Here is a 15,612-nt window from a genome sequence, read left to right as displayed (position 1 = left end):
CAATTGGTTAAGTTTGTTTGGTTCGTTGCATCTCTAACAATACTTTGAATTTATGGCGCTTTTTGCATTTTGGAAATCAATAAGAGATAGATTGCATTGTCAGGCCCCCTGTATGACGGGTGAATATAGGGGCAGAGACAAAGAATCAGGGATAGATGAATACAAAACCATACGTTAGGTGGAAGATGTTTAGTCTTCGATTATCTACCCTGAGTATTAATGTGGGCTGTTAGTTTTTCGAAGCAAGCTTGTTTTGAGAAGAGAGCTTGGCACGAATGAACTCTGAGTGGTCGACATAAATCAGTTCGGAAACTTGGCGGATAACGGCTTCTTCCAGTGGATCTATCACGCCGTCCGCATAAGCGACTTGCCACATTGCCTCAATAAGTTGATAGCGCTGTTCTGGCATCAGCGAACGCAGCTTTGTTGTGAATTCATACAGCGACACAGATTCTTCACTGTGGATGTGGGCCTGCTTTAGTAAATCCGAAGCTTGTTGTTCACTAATTTCCAGCAGATTAACCAGCAGGTGCACTTTTGCTGCTTCTTCGCGCGGATCAATCTCGTGGTCGGCGTTAGAAACTTCGCAGAGCAGAGAGGCCATGGCAAGATTCATTGATGGGGTATCGACCGCACCTCCGTCAGTGCCTTCGTTCATTAGTTGGCGAAACAGGGTACGTAATTGTCTGAACATGTGATGCCTCTTGTAATACAACGTCTTTATTCTGATTTGTGGTTCCGACACGCTAAATTCAAGAGCGGTGTTGATAATCCACATTATTGAGACTGCAGATAATACCGTTCAGTTCCGTAAACCTTAACGCGCAAGATAGCGTCAACCTTGTCAGAAATGTGATAGAATCCCGCAAGTTTTACTTAATACCAAGCTGAAATATCAGGAATTCCTTTGACTCAGTTGAATACTCCTCAGTCAGACGTTTTGAATAACGAGAAAACGTTAAAAGCCGCGATTAAAGATTGCATGATTCGCGATCGTTTTCGTTTGCACAAGCGTGTGCAAGGTGCGGCAAAGATTAAGAACGAAAAAGCTAAGCATGCCGTTTTCGATGAAATTGCAATGGACATTGCTAAGTCCATGCAAACAGTTCAGTTGCGTGCAACGCAGCGACCGAAAATCACTTATCCGGAACAGTTGCCGGTAAGTCAGAAAAAAGACGATATCGCTGAAGCGATTAAAAACAATCAGGTTGTGATTGTTGCCGGTGAAACCGGTTCAGGTAAGACAACCCAGCTACCTAAAATCTGTATGGAATTGGGCCTGGGTACTACAGGTATGATCGGTCATACTCAGCCACGTCGTCTGGCAGCCCGCTCGGTAGCCAGCCGAATTGCCGAAGAGCTGCAATGTGAACTTGGCTCTTACGTCGGTTATAAGGTTCGATTCAACGACAAGGTATCGGATCGCAGTCAGGTCAAACTGATGACTGACGGTATCCTTCTGGCTGAAATTCAGAGCGATCGCTACCTGAATCAGTACGACACCATCATTATCGATGAGGCTCACGAACGCAGCCTGAACATCGACTTTATCCTTGGCTATCTGCGCGAGTTGTTGCCGAAGCGTCCTGATCTGAAAGTGATCATTACCTCGGCCACTATCGACCCTGAACGTTTCTCGAAACATTTCAGAAATGCGCCAATTATTGAAGTTTCCGGTCGAACCTATCCGGTTGAAGTACGCTATCGTCCGGTTAATGAAGATGGCGACGATCCGGATCGTGATCAGCTACAAGCGATTTTTGAAGCGGTTGATGAACTGTGCGATGAAGGTTTGGGTGACATCCTGATCTTCATGAACGGTGAACGTGAAATCCGTGATACCGCCGATGCGCTGGAAAAACGTAATCTTCGCGACATGGAAATTCTGCCGCTGTATGCGCGTTTGTCTGCCGGTGAGCAGAACCGGGTATTCCAGTCACATAGTGGTCGCCGTATTGTTCTGTCGACTAATGTGGCGGAAACCTCGTTGACTGTTCCTGGCATCAAATATGTTATCGACCCGGGTACGGCGCGTATCAGCCGATACAGTTACCGTACTAAGGTTCAGCGATTGCCTATCGAACGTATTTCACAGGCGAGTGCTAACCAGCGAAAAGGTCGATGTGGTCGTGTTCAGGAAGGTATCTGTATCCGTCTGTATTCGGAAGAAGACTTCCTGTCGCGCCCTGAATTCACCGATCCGGAAATTCTGCGTACCAACCTGGCATCGGTAATTCTGCAGATGACAGCGATCGGGCTGGGTGATATCCAGGCATTCCCGTTCGTGGAAGCGCCGGATAACCGTAATATTCAGGACGGTGTCCGCTTGCTGGAAGAGCTGGGTGCGATTAATTCGAAAGCGAAAGATCCGCGTAAACGCCTGACTGCTGTTGGCCGCCAGTTGGCTCGTCTGCCGATTGACCCGCGTTTGGCCCGTATGGTGCTGGAAGCGCCGAAACAGGGTGCGCTACGTGAAGTAATGATTATCGCGAGTGCCTTATCTATCCAGGATCCGCGCGAGCGTCCGATGGAAAAACAACAGGCATCGGATGAAAAGCACCGTCGCTTTTACGACAAAGAATCTGACTTTATTACTTTTGTGAACCTCTGGGATTATGTCCAGGAGCAGCAAAAAGCGATGTCGGGCAACCAGTTCCGCAAGCTGTGCAAGAAAGAATACCTGAACTACCTGCGCATTCGTGAATGGCAGGATATCTACTTCCAGGTTCATCAGGTTGTGCGTGAACTTGATCTGCGTGTTAACGAGCAGGAAGCAAGCTATCAGGGTATTCACACGGCATTGCTTTCCGGCATGCTGTCGCACATCGGCCTGAAAGATCAGGAGAAGAACGAATATCAGGGCGCACGCAATGCCCGATTCAATATCTTCCCGGGGTCTGGCATTTTCAAGAAGCAGCCGAAGTGGGTAATGGTTGCCGAGCTGGTGGAAACCTCCAGACTATGGGGTCGCATTGCTGCCAAAATTCAGCCTGAGTGGGTAGAGCCTTTGGCCGAGCACTTGATGAAGCGCAGCTACAGCGAACCGCATTGGGAGAAGAAGCAGGCTTCTGTTGCCGCATTTGAAAGAGTGACACTTTACGGAATTCCGGTTATTGCTAAGCGTAAAGTCAATTACGGTAAGATTGATGCGGTAGTTTCCCGTGAAATCTTTATCCGTTCTGCACTGGTGGAAGGTGACTGGGATACTAAGCACAAGTTCTATCATCAGAACCGTAAGCTGTTGCGTGAAGTTGAAGAGCTGGAGCATAAGTCCCGTCGTCGAGATATTCTGATTGATGACGATGCGTTGTTTGATTTTTACGATCAGCGAATTGAGCACACCGTAGTTTCCGGTCGTCACTTCGATACCTGGTGGAAGAAAGCATCTCGTGAAAACGCAGATCTACTGAACTTTGAGCGTGAAATGCTGCTTAAAGGCGATGCCAGCCATGTTACCGATCTGGATTACCCGAACTTTTGGCATCAGGGTAACCTGAAGCTTAAGCTTAGTTACCAGTTTGAGCCGGGAGAAGACAGTGACGGTGTAACAGTTCATATTCCGCTGCCGATCCTTAACCAGGTTGAACCTGATGGCTTCGACTGGCAGATCCCGGGTCTTCGACATGAACTGGTTGTGGCTCTGATTAAATCACTGCCTAAACCGGTACGTCGCAATTTTGTGCCGGCGCCGAACTATGCTGATGCCTTTATGGCTCGTACCGAAGTGATGGCAATGCCTCTGCTGGATTCTCTGGAGAAAGAGCTTAAGCGTATTTCAGGTGTTACCGTTCTTCGTGAAGACTGGAATCTGGAACAGGTTCCTGAACACCTCAAAATTACCTTCCGCGTTGTGGATCACCGTAATCGCAAGCTTCGTGAGAACAAGGATCTTTACAGCCTGAAAGATGGACTGAAAGAGAAGGTTCAGGAAACGCTGTCTAAAGTTGCAGATGATGATATCGAGCAGGATGGTCTGAAAACCTGGAGTTTCGGTAAGCTACCTGAGCGTTACCAGCAAAAGCGTGGCGGCTTTGAAGTGAAAGCCTATCCGGCGATTGTTGATAACAAAGACTCGGTAGGCATTAAGCTGTTTGAAACAGAAGAAGAGCAACATACTGCAATGCAGCAGGGCCAGCGTCGTCTGGTTCTTCTGAATGTACCGTCACCGATAAAATATTTGCACACCAATCTGCCGAACAAGTCGAAGCTGGGCCTTTACTTCAACCCTTACGGTCGGGTGATGGATCTGATTGATGACTGTATTGCTTGTGGTGTCGACAAGTTGATCGAAGAGAAGGGTGGCTTGGTATGGGAGGCGGAAGCCTTTGACGCGCTGAAAGAACATGTTCGCGCCGAGTTGGGTGATACGGTTGTTGATATTGCTAAACAGGTTGAAGAGATCCTGACGACAGCATTCAACATCAACAAACGCCTTAAAGGCCGCGTTGATTTGACAATGGCATTTGCTCTTTCTGATATCAAAGCCCAGATTGAAGGTCTGATCTTCAAAGGTTTTGCCACAGAATGCGGCTGGCGCAAGCTGCCGGATATTCTTCGTTACATGAAGGCGATTGAGCGCCGAATGGAGAAACTGCCGATTGATCCAAATAAAGACCGCATGCACATCTTGAAGATTGAGTCTGTGGTTTCGGATTATAAAGAGTTGCTGAACAAGATTCCGAAAGGCCAGCCTGTTCCTAAGAAGGTGAGAGATATCCGCTGGATGATTGAAGAGCTGCGTGTAAGTTACTTTGCTCAGCAGCTGGGTACGCCATATCCGGTATCGGACAAGCGTGTTCGCAATGCTATCAACGAGTGCTGATTTAGTTTAGTTCGATGGAATAATGAAAGCCGAAGCATCAGCTTCGGCTTTTTTATGTCCAGAGATAGGGGAAGGAAGTACTAGTCATATTCTTTTGTTGCGCTCGCTTAAGGTATAAAAAAACGGAGCGCGATGCTCCGTTTTTCAAATCAGAAACTGTGGGGATTAACGTTCCCAGTATGCTTCTTCCAGACAGTCTTCACGCTCAGGCAGGCCACGGGACAAGCGAGGCGCATGCTGAGTCAGTACCTGGTAGCTAACGCGGTTCGAGTACTGACAGATCTGAGAGAAAGATGAGTAAGTCAGGAACTTAGCAACGTGCTTGGCAGAATTCGGCACATTAACTTTGTGATAGCAGTTAGCAGACATGTCATGCAGAAGCGCAGACAGAGCTGCATCACCAGCACCGTTAGTGTTCTTAATTTCTACCGGGCCACCTAGGTATGGCGCGATGTGTGAGTAAACGCGGATTGGGTTCTCACAGTCTGCTTTAGCCATCGGACGGCTGAACTCGTACTTGTTAAATTCAGCAATACGGCCAGGCAGTAGCGGCAGGGTAGATTCACGCTTCAGGTGATCGTCAGTGTAACCTGCCATATACAGGCCAACAGGGCCAGCAGTACAAAGAACCAGGTCAACCCAATCAAGTGCTTTATCAGCAGCAATCAGCGGATCTTTTTCACCAGTCAGTGCTTCAGCTTCTTCCTCGTTCATCGCAACACAAGTTACGTGTTCTTTCAGAAACTCAATCCACCATTCTTGTTTGTCTTCAATAACGTACTTAGTACCCAAAGTCAGAACAACAGGAACGTTATGTTTTTTTGCGAACTCAATGGCTTTAAGCGCCGACTCTTTCATCGGTGCGCCAGGCTTGCCGCGGACAAGGTAAGAAGAAAGAACCAGTGCGGATGCGTTTTTGAATGCTTTTTCCGGAATATGCTCCGGGGTTAGCTGGTTCATTTCACCTTCGTTGATAGCGAAAGTACGTTCACCATCTTCAGTGATCAGGGTGTAGCAGCGGCCAATTGGACCATCAACAGGCTGAAGGTAGTCCAGATCCATACGGCAAGAAGTATTGCAAAGGTAACGGTACGCGTAGGAGCCGATCTTCAGGTCTTTACTCATTACGCCCAGCAGAATCGATTTATCGTCTGCCAGTACAGAGTAGTTATGAAGAGTATTACCAATGGTATCACCAGGGTATTCGTGGCTGATCAGGTTGCGTTCCTTTAGTTCCTGATAAAGCAGTTCTGCTTTGTCTTCGTCAAGTACTAGAGAATGACCTTTACTCAGAGAATGGCGTTGCAGGAAGTCATCATCAACTCGAGCTTCGATGTCGACGATAGTTTGACCAACACCAACAAGGTGTGTTCGAGATAGCGGATTTTCTTGCTGGATTTGAGCAACTAATGGATCGCGGGCATCAACTGGAAAGTAATGCTTTGACTTACGCTGACCAGGGAATTTCATGTGTGAAAGCTATCGGTTTTTTAGGGAATTTTGTTTCATCATATCACAAAAATGGGATTTACATCCCACTTTCTTGCGCTTTGGTGACGAAAACGGTTTTTTTGGCTTTTTTTTAAACAAATTAAAGCTGAGCAATATTACTTTGTGAGCATAAGTGCCTGAATAATTGAGGAATAATCACTCAATTATAAATGCAGCTGCGTATGGTGGCAGCTGTATATTTAAGCTTACAAAGTATCGTTCTTTAATTTGGGAGGAAGTTTAGCTCAGTAATTTAGGCTCATGGGCTCTTGTTCCGCCAACAGGGCGGTTTACATTAATTGAGCGACCTTTCTTCATGCCTCTTTCATAGTCGTCGGTCATCGCCTTCATTGCTTCCTGAAGCTGTTTTTTGAAGGTTTCGCGATCAACGTTCTTAAACTCACGGTCGATGTAATTCGTCATGCGTTTGTCATGATCATCATCGGTAGTAAGCTCTGGCAGCTTTTCCAGCGCGCCTTCAATCCAGCCCGCAAGGAATGAATTTACACGGCGGGTCACTTCAGAGGTACTGGTGCCAGTGCCTTGGAAGCTGTTACGGAACTGGCCAGTTTGCTGGTTCATTTCGCGGTAAACAACGTCAAAAGCAAAGGCGGCAAAAATAGCGCGTTCAGCGGTGCCGATAAATTCGGCTTGCTTCAGCCCTTTGTAATTAGTCAGAACACACTCAACACCAAAACGGCGGTTAATGCCACGAATGATTTTGAGGATCTGCTGACTGATATCAGTCGGTAACAGAGTCGATGCCTTGGTTTTGCCCATCTGAATGAATTCAATATCATCTTTTTCCAGACCATATTTGAGCATCAGGCGGTGGGCCATCTTAATCGCTTGAGCGGCTTCATTGACGTTCGCTGAGTTGCCCAGTTCAAGGCATTTTGCAATCTTCTTAAGCGCCTTTCGCTTCTGTTCAGACATTCAATCACACTCATTCACAAAATGGTCGCGTATTTTAGCTTTTTATGCCATTAAGTACAAATTTCGCAGCCTGATCTTGCGTGTTTTGGCTTCTTTGAAAATACGGTCAAACTTGAGAAAGCTGATCTTCAAACGCATAATTGGTAAGTGGTTTCCGACATAATAGTGCCGATATGACAACTTCTTACCAATCCATCGATGTTCCTTATGAGTTTCGCCATACCTGCTGGTTTTGTGGTGAACCCTATTTTGAGTCTTATTCCTTCATGCCGTCCCCGAATTATGAGCATCAGGAGTTGCCAGTTATGGTGCCATGCTGCCAAGAATGCTATTCCTTTTGTCACTCAATAAAAGCAAGTGGGCTGGACTTGCTGCGTGATAAGGTGAAGGAAAAGCTTCATAAAAAATATGAAAAGCATCTTCAGATCGGGGTGAACTGGACCAAAGAAGAACTGGAACAATCTGAGTTTGAAGGCAAGGCCCTTGAAGGGTTTCGTGAAAGTGGCTGGAAGATGTTCGAGATAGCCAAGGCGCGGGTGAATTACACTGGGTGGCCGTTAACTATTGATGGCTTGCCAGTAACTGGAATGAGTACCAGTTTCCATGTTGAATATAATGGGATCACTTATACCAGCCTGGCACAGGCTGTTGAGCAATTAGCTAAGGCTTATAATATTCCGCAACCTTATCTTGAAGAGGTTGTAGAGTTGGTTGGCCGGAATAGGCTGACATATGCGATACGTTTTTCAAAAAGCACTTATGGCTACTCGGCAGAAGACAGGGAAGCCAGCATTGGCAGCCTGAAGGCAATGCTGGCTGAAGAGGAAGCCCTTTCTATAAGCCAACAGGTTAATGAGAAAGGAATTGATGTTGGAATTGGTGAAATTAAGGAGCTGATCCTGTATCGAACTATGGTTTCTGCTCATGCGATTCAATGGATTTTGAAACAGGGGATTTCGACATTAAACCAGCTGGCTGAGCAGGAAGAGGCGTTTTTCGAGCATTTCAGCAAGGACTCAGAAATAGCAGCATTTACCTACTTTAATGGTGTGCAAATCTATTTGGAGAAACGGGAGACTGAACCTGACTGGGCTGAAAATGAAGATCCGAATCGCGCTTTGTTTGGACGATTAGCAGGTTCGAAAATTTAATATTTATAAAAGATTAATGAGGGCTGCGAAGTTGATATTACTTCGCAGCCTCTTTGGTTTTATCTGTATTAGTTTTGTCTCTACTGGTTATGACGAGCCCAAACCATCGTTTTGCCATTTTCGTCAAAAGCTAGCACTTCATACGGATGTTTTGTTTCGTTGTAATCCATTCCAGGTGATCCCATTGGCATGCCGGCAACTGCAAGGCCGATCATGCGTTTCGGCTTAGCTTCCAGAAAACGCTTGATATCTTCTGCCGGGATATGGCCTTCAAAGGTGTAGCCTTGAATTTGGGCTGTATGGCAGGAAGCATATTCAGGGTGGATCCCGAGCTTTATTTTGATTGGCGTCATGTTCTTTTCATAAGCCTGTTCAAGCTCAAAGCCGTTCTCTTCCATATGCTTTACCCACTCTTTACAGCAGCCGCAGTAAGGAGAAAGGTAGTTAACGCCCTTGATGGTGTTAGCCATAGCGAAAGAGCTGGATGCCAGCAGAGCTAGTGCAACGAGAGTTTTGAATTTCATTTTTCGATCCTTTGTCTGGTAACTGATTGAATAACAACATTTTCAGTCGTGACTTTGATGCTGAGCAATGAGTTGCTTTATACAGGTTGACCCAGAGCCGCGGTCAAAATCACTCACGCAGACATCGGTGGTCGAAGGATCAATTCATGGAAGTGGTATTGCTCACCGTCAGGTTCAGTGAATAGCGGAGTAGAAGACGGAGTCAATAAAGTGTTGTTATTACTAAGGATGGCAAAAGGAACACTACTTATGTTGTGGCAGTCTGAATTATCACAACAGTGATCGCTGTGATTCATGGCTTTTATAGCAGAATCAGAGGTACTACAGTCTGATGAATAGTGATTATTGTTATTGTGACAACAGTGGTTTTCACTGACTTTATGAGAGTAGGTCAGGCAGTGAGAGGGATGTGAGTTGGCTTCTACAGATACAGCACCTACAGATGACATTGTCACTGTAAACAGCATTGCGAGCATGACAAATTTAGCAATGATGCGCTGTAAGAGCATTGATGACCTGATAGGTGAGAGTTTCTGATAAAACAGATTATAGATCCTCGTAATTTCAGGCAATAGCTTTTGCCATAAAAAGTTAAGCGAATGCCTAAAAAAGAGACAAAAGAGTTAATGCCTTGAATTTCAATTAACCCTGCATAAAAAACATTACATGCTTGACAAAAAAATGACAGTCCGGTTTAGAGGGAGCCTATACCTTACATATTTCTGACATTTTGCTGAGAGTTCTGGGGTTTAATCTCAATGAACAATCAAGATGGCGTTAAGGTATTTGGGTATGCAATATACAGAACAAGACCGTCAGGTTTTACACGATACGTGGATGAGCTACAAAGCAAAAATGCGTATTACTCAAATTGAGATGGCTAAAAAGCTGGGTTTGAGTCAGTTGGCTTTTTCTGACATCTTACGAGGGCAGGTTCCTCTTGAGCATAGCTTTGTCAATAAACTTTGTAACCTCATTGGCGTTGATCCGCTATTGACACTACCTTCGCTCAGGGAGCAGATTGGTGGCTCTCTACCTAACTCAGTGATATTGACGAATACCTATATCGTAGACGGCAACATAAAAAATGTACGATATAGTGGCAATCAGATTATTGTTGAGTATGAGCATAGTGTTCAAACTCACTAATAGTGAGTCATATAAGCAACTGGGCTTGTATCTGGTTTATATAAATCAGCCGAATTTTCCACAAGTTCAAATATAAAAGCCTTGCAAATTAGCAAGGCTTTTGTTTTTCATAAAATTTTACTAAGGTAGTATTTTTTTATTAAAACCATTGTTAAAATTTTATTAAATCTCATTCGAGTAAAAAGTCACTCTTGTCTTAATACTAAGACCTGCAATAATCCTTATCTTTCAGTAACATAATGTCATTAGTCAACAGGCTGAGAATTTTGTCTTGATGTCCTAACATTATCATCTACCTTTAATAAAGTCTTAGTAATAAGATATTAAATAACAAGGGAATATGATGAGTGGAATAAAATGTAATGAATTGATATTCATCTGTGACTCCAGCTTGCAATCATCATTTTTTAGAGGGTTTCTAGAAAAATCAGTCGGCATCACGATCAAAAATGTCACAATTGACGGTTTAGAACAATTAAAATTCGGCAGTAAACAGCCTGTGCTATTTATCATGGATTATTCACATATAGATGACAAATCGCTGGATTTATTCGTTAAATATGTTGTTGATAATCATATAGATTCCTATCAGGTAATGATTAATACACCGATATCTTTTGATGCTGCAATGGTATCAAAGTGGCCAAATATAGTTGGACTTTTTTATGTTGGTGATGGACTTGATGTTGTTTCCAAAGGAATGCAAAAAATAATTAGTGGGGAGTTATGGTTAAGTCGCCCCCTGACACAGGAAATAATTGCTCTATACAGAAAGAGTAATTCACTAACAGTGCAACCCACAGTTAAATTAACTACACGTGAAAAAGAGATTCTTCAGTTACTTGTTATGGGAGCTTCCAATAACGAGATAGCAGAAAGCTTATTTGTTAGTGAAAACACAGTAAAAACACACCTATATAATGTATTCAAAAAAATAAACGTTAAGAATCGAATGCAAGCATTTATGTGGGCGAAAAACAATCAAACCAATAGCTTGCCGTTATGAATATATTCAAGGTTGGCCTGTGTTCAGTCATTTTAGTTTCTACCGGAATTAATGCGGGAGAACAAAAGCCTTTAGAAAACGGACCGCCGTTAGAAAATGGCAAATCCCTTGACGACTTAAATGAAATTAGTGGTGTCGTTATTGATCGAACAATGACTCGCTTTGGCGGAGAGTTTTATTCAGTATTTTCGCAATTGCTTAATGATAAATATGAAGACCTAGAAGAGAATTTAACTGTAAAAGAAAGAGCAACAGCACTTTCTGGAAGTATTATTACGATATTTCATCGGCAGACTATTATTTATCGAACAGCTCTTTCACCAGGTATACAACAGATAGAATCTAAAGCAAATGATGCTGTTAAAGCTGTAGGATCTTACATGGTGAAATGGCGGCTCGAGCGATACTTAAAAGATACCTTCGATGTGGATTATGATGAAATCTGAGAGGATTTAAGATGAAACGGTATGGACGCATAATTGCTGGCTCAATTCTGGTTTCAGCCAGTGTGTCAGCAACAGAATTGGTATATACACCAATTAATCCGAGTTTTGGTGGTAATCCATTAAATAGTAATCATTTATTGGGTATTGCCAATGCTATAAATGATCATAAAGCACCACAGGATGATTTATTAACGGAACAAACAGATCTGGAGCGACTAGCCGCAAGTTTAGAGTCAAGGTTGATAAGTCAACTGTTATCAGATGTCGGAGAAGGTAATACAGGACAGCTAGCGACAGATGATTTTTTGCTTAATGTACTGGATGACAATGGCAGCCTGACTATTCAGATTACGGATAAATTAACTGGCGAATCATCAACGATACAGGTAAGCGGGCTGGTGCCTGATTTATAAGGAGATATTTTTGATGAAAGCTTTAGCTTGGGGATGCTTGCTCTTTTTATCTGGTTGTTCAACGTCAATGGATATACCAGAGACAAGTAAAGAACCTACATTAATGGCCAGAGGGACGGCCTATCAGGATTTGGTTTCTTTACCGTTACCGAAAGGAAAGGTTTATGTTTCTGTTTATGATTTTCGAGATCAAACTGGGCAATATAAACCGCAGCCCAATAGTAACTTTTCCACAGCTGTTCCGCAGGGGGGAGCCGCTTTGTTAACAACAGCTTTACTCGATTCACGGTGGTTTATGCCATTAGAACGGGAAGGCTTACAAAATTTGTTAACTGAAAGGAAGATAATAAGAGCTGCACAGAAAAAAGATGAGATACCAACTAATCATGGTGTCCATTTACCCTCACTTGCTTCTGCAAATATCATGGTAGAAGGAGGTATTGTTGCGTATGACACAAATATTCAGACGGGAGGCGCTGGAGCCAGATACTTAGGCGTGGGGGCTTCTGGGCAATACCGAACGGATCAGGTAACAGTCAATATCAGAGCTGTCGATGTTCGAACTGGTAGAATATTATTAAGTGTTACAACAAGTAAAACGATTTTATCGAAAGAACTTCAGACAGGTGTATTTAAATTTGTTGATTATAAGGATCTGTTAGAAGCCGAACTTGGTTATACAACAAATGAGCCTGTTAACCTGGCTGTTATGTCTGCTATTGATGCAGCAGTTGTTCATGTCATTGTTGACGGTATAAAGACTGGTTTATGGGAGCCGTTACGTGGAGAGGATCTACAGCATCCAATAATCCAAGAGTATATGAATAGATCAAAACCGATTATTTAACACCAGATGAATGGTTAAAACTAAACCCTCTTTTAGAGGGTTTTTTTATGTCATTTTTTTATCATGGTTATGTTGATAATGAGATGGTGTGTAAAATTCAGCGTTCTAATTTAAGTTGTTGATTATAAGTATTTATTAAACATTCAACGATTATTAATGAGAGGGAGGTAGTACTTTTTTATAGGTGAATTAACTTATGATTCGTTTGTTTTTACTAGGATTTAATTGTCAGATTCATACACCAGTTTACGGATTAAATTAACAGGTGGGCAATAATATAATCACAAGTTGAATATATTTGACCTGTAGGAAATGAAAAAAATAACTATTGCACAAATTTGCGTCTCAACAGTTACTTTTATTTGTTGTAATTCGCAAGCTAGTGATCTTGCGTTAAATGAGTTGAGTCATCTTTCTGAGCTTCAGTATGGTTATGATAACTATGCGTCAGTTGAATTGAATAATGCATATAATGGCAGGGTTGATATTATCCAGGATGATTATAATCAAGGATATGGTAACTCAGCTAAAGTTTTGCAAAAAGGCGAGAACAATGATGCCTATATTGCACAATATGGCAGTGGGAATATCGCTTATATAAACCAATATGGAAATCGGAATACCGCACATATCACTGAATATGGCTCAGGTAATGCCGGGTTAATTAAGCAATATGGAAATGATAATGAAGCCGCCATTTTACAAAAAGGAGAGGGTAATCAAGGACAGATAACACAATATAATGATGATAATAAAGCTCTGATTGTACAAAAAAGTAATGTTCAATATTTTAAAACTGATATAACCCAGAATGGTGGTCAAACTCATGTGATCATTAATGGGATGAACAAAGGTATCACCATCCGGTAAATTTACTTTAAGGAAAATACAATGAAAAATCTAGCTCTATTAATTTCAGCAGCATTAGCATCTGCCTCTGCAGTGGCATCATATGATAACGAGTCAATTGTTAAAATTAAATATGACTCTGATTATAATGATGTTTATGTTGATCAGTATGGCGATGATAATTTTTCAAAAGTGAAGATCGCGTATGACTCTGATTATAACTATGTAGATGTTGACCAGGGTGGTGATTACAACAGCTCATATGTGAAGATTAAGGGTGGCTCTGATTATAACGATGTATATATTTATCAAGGTGGATATGGCAATTACTCTAACGTAGAGATCAAACATAACTCAGATGATAATTACGTCGGTGTTGCTCAGTATGGTTCATATAATAGTTCAGATGTGATTATTGACAACTATTCAGGATATAACAGTGTCTATGTTTATCAAGATGGCTACTATAACGATTCAGATGTAACAATTGATTATAACTCAAACGGCAACTATGTAGATGTTTATCAATATGGGTATTCAAATGACTCAGACGTACTGATTTCTGGTGGTTCTGATTATAATGGGGTTTATGTTAGTCAATATGGTTCTTACAATGTTTCTGCAGTCGATATCACTTACGATTCAGATTATAACTATGTAGGTGTTTCACAAGATGGTGACTACCATTATTCAGATGTTGATATTACTAATTACTCTGATTATAACACTGTATACGTTAGCCAGTATGGTTATGCACAGTACTCTCTTGTTCATATCTCAGATTATTCATCAGGTAACTACGTAGGTGTTACTCAGAACTAAGATATGAAATTGATAACCACAATTGCTTCACTGTTTGCTGCATTCCTGGTGAATGCAGCAAATTTCAACCCCCTGAATATTGGCTGTGACGTTAAAGACGATACAATCAAATTAGTTATCGCCAATAACACAAGCCATCATGTGAAGCTTAATGTTGTGACTGGATCAAACAACAGAGTATCTTCAGGTTCGAGCGGAAACTCAGTTAGTTCCTTGTCATTTAGCAAGTCTGATTTTCCAGTTGAACTGAGCAGCACCGTATCCAGTACGTTTGTTATAGACAATAACTGTTTCATAGCAGAAAAAAACGCTTCGTAAGAAGCGTTTTGTGTTTTAGGCTTTTTATTCCCACTCGGGCAGAAAACAATACAGTAATGCGGCGCAACCAATAGAGCCAAGCACATCGGTTGGCCAATGCATTCCCAGCCAGATTCGACTTACGCCAACACCAATTGCCCAAAGAATAAGGATTCCTGCCGGAATGAAGTTTTTTCTGCGACAGAAGAAACCGCCCCAGAAAACGACACAAATTGCTGCAAAAATCGTATGGCCTGAAGGGAAGGAGTAGTTAGTTTCTCCTTGCCAGTGTGATGTCCGCCAATCACTGACACTGTTCGTTGCTGCCTCAATCGCTGCATCTTTCTCTGCGTTGGTCAATTGGTAGAAGCCTGTTGTTGATTCAACAATGCCTAGGCTTTGTAACTGATAAGAGTACGGGCGGGGGACTTCGGTGAACTGCTTTAATGTCGTTTTGGCGGCGAAACTTAAAACCAGCAAAACAGCAAATTGAGTAACCAGTATGAATACTTTTTTTCTCGGTAATTTCAATAGAAATGGGATAAGAGAGAGTATTGCCACAGTGACCAGAAAACCAGGGTTACCGGCAGAGCCTGTCAGCAGAGAAAAAGCAGCTCCTGTCACATCACTGACTTCGCCGATCAGTGTCGGTTTTGAGAAGAACATCAGAATGCCTGACATGGTGGTGGCATAAATCAACAGCGCAATAAATCCCGGTATTTTTTTTGTTATGAATGAGGAAGTTAGCATTTTGAACTTTGAAAGAAGAAATATGAGAATGAATTCTAACAGAGCCTAGAGATGTTCATGTGAAATTAATGTCATTTCACATGGATTTGCTGTGTGGTTGTTGATTTTT

Annotated in this window: 16 protein-coding genes; 10 read left to right on the top strand and 6 right to left on the bottom strand. The window is 42.5% G+C overall.

The features are described 5' to 3' along the window. Positions 1-229: 229 nt before the first annotated feature. Positions 230-694, bottom strand: a complete 465-nt coding sequence (locus AACQ93_RS09870; RefSeq protein WP_064604609.1) for a tellurite resistance TerB family protein — start codon at positions 692-694, stop codon at positions 230-232. A gap of 246 nt (positions 695-940) precedes the next feature. Here AACQ93_RS09870 and hrpA point away from each other — a divergent pair, with 246 nt between their 5' ends. After that, positions 941-4,822, top strand: a complete 3,882-nt coding sequence (gene hrpA / locus AACQ93_RS09865) for an ATP-dependent RNA helicase HrpA (protein ID WP_369808740.1) — start codon at positions 941-943, stop codon at positions 4,820-4,822. A 165-nt stretch (positions 4,823-4,987) separates the two neighbouring features. On the opposite strand, the gene AACQ93_RS09860 is transcribed toward hrpA, so the two are convergent. Together AACQ93_RS09860 and AACQ93_RS09855 are read right to left on the bottom strand one after the other, a co-directional pair. After that, complete coding sequence (locus AACQ93_RS09860; protein ID WP_007470379.1) at positions 4,988-6,292, bottom strand: inosine/guanosine kinase; 1,305 nt, start codon at positions 6,290-6,292, stop codon at positions 4,988-4,990. Between the two features lie 261 nt (positions 6,293-6,553). Further along, positions 6,554-7,249 carry a DUF2786 domain-containing protein gene (locus tag AACQ93_RS09855; protein WP_064604607.1) on the bottom strand — a complete coding sequence of 232 codons (696 nt, stop codon included), beginning with the start codon at positions 7,247-7,249 and terminating at the stop codon, positions 6,554-6,556. Positions 7,250-7,422: 173 nt separating this feature from the next. On the opposite strand from AACQ93_RS09855, the gene AACQ93_RS09850 reads away from it, so the two are divergent. Then, positions 7,423-8,400, top strand: coding sequence for a hypothetical protein (locus tag AACQ93_RS09850; RefSeq protein WP_064604605.1), 978 nt, complete (start codon positions 7,423-7,425; stop codon positions 8,398-8,400). Positions 8,401-8,480: 80 nt separating this feature from the next. On the opposite strand, the gene AACQ93_RS09845 is transcribed toward AACQ93_RS09850, so the two are convergent. Then, a complete protein-coding gene (locus tag AACQ93_RS09845) occupies positions 8,481-8,924 on the bottom strand; it encodes a DUF411 domain-containing protein (RefSeq protein ID WP_064604603.1) in 444 nt (147 codons plus the stop codon). A 113-nt stretch (positions 8,925-9,037) separates the two neighbouring features. Continuing rightward, entirely contained in the window at positions 9,038-9,433 is a 396-nt protein-coding gene (locus tag AACQ93_RS09840) for a hypothetical protein (protein WP_157097550.1), read from the bottom strand. Between the two features lie 283 nt (positions 9,434-9,716). Between AACQ93_RS09840 and AACQ93_RS09835 the strand changes: the two genes are divergently transcribed. The 8 genes from AACQ93_RS09835 to AACQ93_RS09800 all read left to right on the top strand — a co-directional run bounded on the left by AACQ93_RS09835 (position 9,717) and on the right by AACQ93_RS09800 (position 14,774). Continuing rightward, entirely contained in the window at positions 9,717-10,073 is a 357-nt protein-coding gene (locus AACQ93_RS09835; RefSeq protein WP_007470389.1) for a helix-turn-helix domain-containing protein, read from the top strand. 343 nt (positions 10,074-10,416) lie between these two features. Further along, complete coding sequence (locus AACQ93_RS09830; RefSeq protein WP_064604601.1) at positions 10,417-11,079, top strand: LuxR C-terminal-related transcriptional regulator; 663 nt, start codon at positions 10,417-10,419, stop codon at positions 11,077-11,079. Then, entirely contained in the window at positions 11,076-11,525 is a 450-nt protein-coding gene (locus AACQ93_RS09825) for a CsgE family curli-type amyloid fiber assembly protein (protein WP_036801439.1), read from the top strand. The genes AACQ93_RS09830 and AACQ93_RS09825 overlap by 4 nt, the downstream gene beginning before the upstream one ends. A gap of 11 nt (positions 11,526-11,536) precedes the next feature. After that, complete coding sequence (locus AACQ93_RS09820) at positions 11,537-11,938, top strand: curli assembly protein CsgF (protein WP_007470396.1); 402 nt, start codon at positions 11,537-11,539, stop codon at positions 11,936-11,938. A 13-nt stretch (positions 11,939-11,951) separates the two neighbouring features. After that, entirely contained in the window at positions 11,952-12,785 is an 834-nt protein-coding gene (locus AACQ93_RS09815) for a CsgG/HfaB family protein (protein ID WP_007470398.1), read from the top strand. Between the two features lie 312 nt (positions 12,786-13,097). Then, positions 13,098-13,655 carry a hypothetical protein gene (locus AACQ93_RS09810; protein WP_064604599.1) on the top strand — a complete coding sequence of 186 codons (558 nt, stop codon included), beginning with the start codon at positions 13,098-13,100 and terminating at the stop codon, positions 13,653-13,655. Between the two features lie 21 nt (positions 13,656-13,676). Beyond that, positions 13,677-14,456, top strand: a complete 780-nt coding sequence (locus tag AACQ93_RS09805; protein ID WP_064604597.1) for a hypothetical protein — start codon at positions 13,677-13,679, stop codon at positions 14,454-14,456. A gap of 3 nt (positions 14,457-14,459) precedes the next feature. Further along, complete coding sequence (locus AACQ93_RS09800; protein WP_064604595.1) at positions 14,460-14,774, top strand: hypothetical protein; 315 nt, start codon at positions 14,460-14,462, stop codon at positions 14,772-14,774. A gap of 24 nt (positions 14,775-14,798) precedes the next feature. On the opposite strand, the gene AACQ93_RS09795 is transcribed toward AACQ93_RS09800, so the two are convergent. Beyond that, entirely contained in the window at positions 14,799-15,503 is a 705-nt protein-coding gene (locus AACQ93_RS09795; RefSeq protein WP_064604593.1) for a phosphatase PAP2 family protein, read from the bottom strand. Between the last annotated feature and the right edge of the window lie 109 nt (positions 15,504-15,612).

The organism is Photobacterium sp. J15, assembly GCF_963870815.1.
Lineage (GTDB): Bacteria > Pseudomonadota > Gammaproteobacteria > Enterobacterales > Vibrionaceae > Photobacterium > Photobacterium marinum.
The sequence above is the reverse complement of the archived record's forward strand: the minus strand, read 5'-3'. Positions and strand labels throughout refer to the sequence as shown.

Bases quoted from the DNA above. Each gene is read 5' to 3' on its own strand.
- AACQ93_RS09870 (WP_064604609.1), bottom strand. From the start codon at position 694: ATGTTCAGACAATTACGTACCCTGTTTCGCCAACTAATGAACGAAGGC.
- AACQ93_RS09860 (WP_007470379.1), bottom strand. From the start codon at position 6,292: ATGAAATTCCCTGGTCAGCGTAAGTCAAAGCATTACTTTCCAGTTGAT.
- AACQ93_RS09855 (WP_064604607.1), bottom strand. From the start codon at position 7,249: ATGTCTGAACAGAAGCGAAAGGCGCTTAAGAAGATTGCAAAATGCCTT.
- AACQ93_RS09850 (WP_064604605.1), top strand. From the start codon at position 7,423: ATGACAACTTCTTACCAATCCATCGATGTTCCTTATGAGTTTCGCCAT.
- AACQ93_RS09845 (WP_064604603.1), bottom strand. From the start codon at position 8,924: ATGAAATTCAAAACTCTCGTTGCACTAGCTCTGCTGGCATCCAGCTCT.
- AACQ93_RS09840 (WP_157097550.1), bottom strand. From the start codon at position 9,433: ATGCTCTTACAGCGCATCATTGCTAAATTTGTCATGCTCGCAATGCTG.
- AACQ93_RS09835 (WP_007470389.1), top strand. From the start codon at position 9,717: ATGCAATATACAGAACAAGACCGTCAGGTTTTACACGATACGTGGATG.
- AACQ93_RS09830 (WP_064604601.1), top strand. From the start codon at position 10,417: ATGAGTGGAATAAAATGTAATGAATTGATATTCATCTGTGACTCCAGC.
- AACQ93_RS09825 (WP_036801439.1), top strand. From the start codon at position 11,076: ATGAATATATTCAAGGTTGGCCTGTGTTCAGTCATTTTAGTTTCTACC.
- AACQ93_RS09820 (WP_007470396.1), top strand. From the start codon at position 11,537: ATGAAACGGTATGGACGCATAATTGCTGGCTCAATTCTGGTTTCAGCC.
- AACQ93_RS09815 (WP_007470398.1), top strand. From the start codon at position 11,952: ATGAAAGCTTTAGCTTGGGGATGCTTGCTCTTTTTATCTGGTTGTTCA.
- AACQ93_RS09810 (WP_064604599.1), top strand. From the start codon at position 13,098: ATGAAAAAAATAACTATTGCACAAATTTGCGTCTCAACAGTTACTTTT.
- AACQ93_RS09805 (WP_064604597.1), top strand. From the start codon at position 13,677: ATGAAAAATCTAGCTCTATTAATTTCAGCAGCATTAGCATCTGCCTCT.
- AACQ93_RS09800 (WP_064604595.1), top strand. From the start codon at position 14,460: ATGAAATTGATAACCACAATTGCTTCACTGTTTGCTGCATTCCTGGTG.
- AACQ93_RS09795 (WP_064604593.1), bottom strand. From the start codon at position 15,503: ATGCTAACTTCCTCATTCATAACAAAAAAAATACCGGGATTTATTGCG.